This window comes from Acidithiobacillus sp. TH-A36, from assembly GCF_057473445.1.
The window spans coordinates 1-4,646 of the sequence record NZ_JBYCKP010000249.1 but is presented as its reverse complement, the minus strand read 5'-3'; the positions used below and the strand labels follow the sequence as shown (position 1 = coordinate 4,646).

At 50.6% G+C, this 4,646-nt stretch carries 7 protein-coding genes; 5 read left to right on the top strand and 2 right to left on the bottom strand.

The features are described 5' to 3' along the window. Positions 1 to 110: 110 nt before the first annotated feature. Both flgM and flgA read right to left on the bottom strand, forming a co-directional pair. Complete coding sequence (gene flgM / locus AC2VLY_RS06555) at positions 111 to 455, bottom strand: flagellar biosynthesis anti-sigma factor FlgM (protein ID WP_486921963.1); 345 nt, start codon at positions 453 to 455, stop codon at positions 111 to 113. Between the two features lie 96 nt (positions 456 to 551). Further along, a complete protein-coding gene (flgA, locus tag AC2VLY_RS06550) occupies positions 552 to 1,274 on the bottom strand; it encodes a flagellar basal body P-ring formation chaperone FlgA (RefSeq protein WP_486921962.1) in 723 nt (240 codons plus the stop codon). 275 nt (positions 1,275 to 1,549) lie between these two features. Here flgA and flgB point away from each other — a divergent pair, with 275 nt between their 5' ends. The 5 genes from flgB to AC2VLY_RS06525 form a co-directional block, all read left to right on the top strand. Further along, on the top strand, positions 1,550 to 1,963 hold the full coding sequence (flgB, locus tag AC2VLY_RS06545) for a flagellar basal body rod protein FlgB (protein ID WP_193650629.1): 414 nt from the start codon (positions 1,550 to 1,552) through the stop codon (positions 1,961 to 1,963). 19 nt (positions 1,964 to 1,982) lie between these two features. Then, complete coding sequence (gene flgC, locus AC2VLY_RS06540) at positions 1,983 to 2,399, top strand: flagellar basal body rod protein FlgC (protein WP_010640019.1); 417 nt, start codon at positions 1,983 to 1,985, stop codon at positions 2,397 to 2,399. A 2-nt stretch (positions 2,400 to 2,401) separates the two neighbouring features. Further along, entirely contained in the window at positions 2,402 to 3,097 is a 696-nt protein-coding gene (locus tag AC2VLY_RS06535) for a flagellar hook assembly protein FlgD (protein ID WP_193650630.1), read from the top strand. 12 nt (positions 3,098 to 3,109) lie between these two features. Beyond that, positions 3,110 to 4,354 (top strand): flagellar hook protein FlgE, encoded by a 1,245-nt coding sequence (gene flgE / locus AC2VLY_RS06530; protein ID WP_486894170.1) that lies wholly within the window; start codon positions 3,110 to 3,112, stop codon positions 4,352 to 4,354. An 11-nt stretch (positions 4,355 to 4,365) separates the two neighbouring features. Continuing rightward, positions 4,366 to 4,646 (top strand): flagellar hook-basal body complex protein (locus AC2VLY_RS06525; protein ID WP_486921961.1); only part of this gene is annotated, 281 nt, incomplete at its 3' end.

Here is a 4,646-nt window from a genome sequence, read left to right as displayed (position 1 = left end):
CCATCTGACCTGATTTCAGGCACTCAGTCTCGTCATCCAGTAAGGCCTGTAATTGTGCGAGCAGCACGCTTTCCTGAGAATCAGCCGAATCGTTGATATCCATGATCGGCTCAGGCTGACTTGTTAGTGCTTGCAGGCATGAACTGCTGATTATCCTGAGTCAGGCCCTGGCCAATTTTGAGTGGAGAAATCTGATAGGTTCCATTGGATATGGCGGCTTTGATCTGCGCGAGCTGATCAGCATGACCAGTATTCGTATCCTGAGCAGCCATCAATTGCCGCGCCTGCGGTGAAAGCGTGAGATGATCGTGTGCAACAGAGCTCGCGGCAAGAGTTTGTCCGGAAGATTTGCCGGAGTCTGCTGTGGACCCACTAACCGCTTTATCGGTGTTACTCCGGATGTCTGCTGTCGGTTTTCCTGCAAGCGATCCAGAATATGGATTGATGGGATTCATGCGCTTATCTCCTAACGTATCTGCTGCCATAGTCACTATTACGTCACACCAGCGTAAAAACTAAAGCGAAACAGTCAATGAACTGCACCTCTTAGCCTAAAAGGCTACCACAACATGCCCCTGTGCGGTTACTGTTCCCCGGATTACGCGACCGGACTGCAGGTTTCTGACCATGATGCTTTGTCCGGGGCGACCGTTTTCAATGGCGTCGGCAATGGTGGCAATGCGAATTCCATTGCCTTCAGCATAAAGGGTTACCTGCTCACCTGCGTGGACTACATCAGGGGCATTCAGCATGGTCGTAGTTATGGGTTGTCCGGCGAGTGTTCCAAATCGCAGGACTTTTCCAATGGCTCCATGGGGCGAACTTAAGGTGTTGCCCCCTAAGCCGCTGGTATCCCTGCGAACTACAGCCAGATCTCCTTTCTGCAGAATGGTTCCGGCAGATAGCGGGCGAGAAGCAATGACGACACTCTGATCCACTTGGATTTGTACGGATAAATATAACTGCCAGGGGGAGGGCGACTGACAGTGGACTTGTACGGTTTGGTTGCCGTAGGGGTTGCTATAACCAAAATAAGCCACTGTCAATTTGCTGCAGGCAGGAAAATGAATGCCCGGGGCCGGTCCGTCCAATTGAATATGTACATCCGCTGATTGATCAGGCAAATGCGCCCGCACAAAATTTCGAACCACCTCACGAATGGTTGCGGGGTTTTCCACGGCAGCCTGAGCGCAGGGGCTGTCAATGGCGGATATCGTCGCGAGCAGCAAGCTGGCAACCATAGATTTTATGGTGTTTGAGAAACCGAACTTCATAACCCCGGGGCACCTCATGGAATTAGGGTGTTAGTAAACCAACCAAGCAAATAATGCGCCAGATTTTTAAGGCGCTTATTTCGCCCAGTGATTTCCGAATGCGCGCAGCAGGGTTGGCTGAGCGGCATTTTTTTGCCGGTCGTGTCCTGAGAGTTGAAGCAGGGCGGCTTTTTTCTGCCGTGTGGCACGCGTAATGAAGGGGGTAATCACGTGATAATTTTTGGCATGCATGTTGCTATAAGGTGATCGTGAATAATTTTAAGGAGCTCACGAGAATGTCGGGATTGTTAGATCAGGCTCTGGATCCTTTGGCTGCAGCGCTTAAGGTTACGGGTTACCGGCAGCAACTGCTGTCAGCCAATATCGCCAATGCCGACACGCCCAATTATCGGGCCGTAGATATTCCGTTTGCTCAGGTGATGCAAGCCGTTCAGGCGGGTGATAAAGGCAGTTTACCATTGACGACTGACAGTAACCGGCAATTTTCTGAAACCGGCAATAACGCGAACATGGCTGCTTTTGTGCAATATCAACGTGGCAGCCAGGTAGGGCTGGATAATAATTCGGTAGACATGAATCGAGAGCAGGCAGATTTTTTGCAAAACAGCGTGCGTTACCAGGCCGATCTGACCTTTTTGACCGGTAAAATTAAAATCTTGACCTCGGCCATTACGGGAACAACCGCTTAAATATGCAGGAGTAAGACTTATGTCATTGTTTTCAGTTTTGGATGTAGCGAGCTCGGCGCTGACCGCCCAAAGTTATCGACTCAACGTGGTCGCGAGTAATATGGCCAATGCCAATTCGGCAACCAGTTCAGATGGTCAACCCTACCGGGCCCGGGAGGTGGTTTTTGCCGCGCAACCTTTTGCCAATGCTGGCGCTCCCGCCGGAGTCAATGGTGTACGGGTGGCCGGGGTCATCAGTAAACCCGGGCCATTCAAAATGGTGTATCAACCGGGGAATCCGCTGGCGGATAAAGAAGGCTACGTCAAAATGCCCAATGTGAATCCCGTCGATGAAATGGTCAACATGATTTCGGCTTCGCGGGCTTATCAGGCCAATGTGAATGTGATGAACACCACGAAATCCCTGCTGCAGAAAACCCTTAGCCTTGGAGCCTGAACATGAGCGTCAATTCTCTGACATCCAGCGTCAATCCTTTTTATCAGTCGTTGCAGACCAGTTCGGCAAGTAGTTCAGGTACCGCCAGCAGCGGAGCCAGTGGTCTTGCCAGCGAAAGTACATTTTACAATCTTCTGGTTACGCAGCTCACCAATCAGGACCCCTTGAACCCACTCAGTAATCAGGATTTATCTTCACAGTTGGCACAATTCAGCATGGCGAATGGCGTCCAGGCCATTCAGGGTTCGCTGAGTTCTCTCATGGATCAAATCAATCAGAATCAAGGCTTGCAGGCAGCTTCCCTGATTGGCAAGTCGGTCACCACTTCAGGGAATCAGTTGACCTTGAGCAGCGGCAGTGCCAATGGGGCTTATGACCTGGGCAGCGCCGCCAGTGCGGTAGACGTGCTGGTACAGAATGGCGCCGGTCAGACGCTGGCGGTTTTACCCCAGGGTGCACAGTCTTCGGGAATGCAGACTTTTAACTGGAATGGAGAAGGCGCCAACGGGAGCGCTTTGCCGTCGGGTAATTATCAGTTTTCGGTAAAGGCCGCCGATGCCAATGGTAATGCGGTGACGACTACCCCCTACATGTTTGGCGTGGTGAATGGCGTTACTTTGGGAAGTTCCGGTCCTACCCTGCAGTTACAGGGGCAACAAGGCTCGGTGCCGTTCAGCTCTGTGCAGAATATTATTTAAGGAGTTTGCAAAATGGGTGCATTCAATACAGCGTTAAGTGGATTACAGGCAGCTAATACGGATTTGCAGACTCTGGGTAATAATATATCCAATGCCAATACGGTAGGGTTCAAAAGTTCCAATGCCGAGTTTGCTGATGCCTATGCTTCCGCCATGGCGAATACGGCGCCAACCGATGGGCAGGTAGGTATTGGTACTACCGTGCAAACCATCGCTCAACAGTTTACTCAGGGAAATATTGAAACAACCAGTAATCCTCTGGATGTTGCCATTAACGGCAATGGTTTTTTTCAGTTCAATTATAATGGTTCGACAGTTTATGGCCGTAATGGACAGTTTCAGCTTAATAAAAACGGCGTTATTGTAGACGCTAATGGTGGCGAATTGATTGGGATCCAAGCGCAAAGTGGTCAACTGACTGGTGCCAGCGGCCCCTTAACCATCAATCAGAATGCCATTGCTCCGCAAGCTACTTCAGGATTGAGTTTGGGTTTGAACCTGGATTCAACCAATACGCCCATCAGCGGCACTATTAATATGAATGATCCGAGTACCTATAATTATTCGACCACGACGACGGTATACGATAGTCTAGGTACCCCGCAATTGTTGACCACTTATTATCAATTACAAAGCGGTTCAGGTACGACAAGCTCCGGACAAACCTGGGATGTGGATTACTCGGTAACGGGTACCAATGGCGCCAGTGGCGTCACCTCTGGTAGCCTCGGAACCTTGCAATTTAATAACCTTGGTCAGGAAACCGGCTCAACTTCTACGTCTGTATCCGGTATTTCCTGGGCTGATGGGGCGGCTTCCAATACCATTAATGTGAGTTTTAGTGGCAGCACCAATTATAATTCCCCCAATTCCGTGATCACCAACAACAGTAACGGTTATAGTGCCGGGCAATTATCCGGTCTTTCCATTGACTCCGGCGGCAATATTTTCGGGCGTTACAGCAATGGTGAATCCCAGCTCATGGGACAAATCAGCCTGACCCGATTCCCCAATAATAATGGTTTGCAAAATCTCGGAAATAATTATTGGGCAGAAACCTATGTTTCGGGACAACCCCTTTCTGGTGGTCCTGGCAGTTCCAATCTGGGCGCTTTACAGGCCGGGGCGGTGGAACAGTCCAATGTGGATATTTCCAAGGATCTGGTGAATCTGATTGTGGCGCAGCAGGCTTATCAGGCCAATGCCCAGACCATTAAAACCCAGAATACGGTAGTACAGACGCTCTTGAGTTTGTAAGAGGATAAGTCATGGATACCCTTTACATTGCCATGAGTGGCGCCAATGCCATTCTGCAAAAGCAGACGGTTACGGCGAACAATCTGGCTAATGCCAATACCACCGGATATCGTGCGGATGAGGCCCAGTTCAGCGCCTTGCCGGTATATGGGCAAGGTTTACCGACCCGCGCCTACACCGCTACGGAAACCCCCAGTGTGGATTTTCAATCTGGCCCCGTAGTGCATACCGGACGGCCTCTGGACGTGGCAGTGAATGGCCAGGGCTGGCTGACTGTTCAGGGGCCTGATGG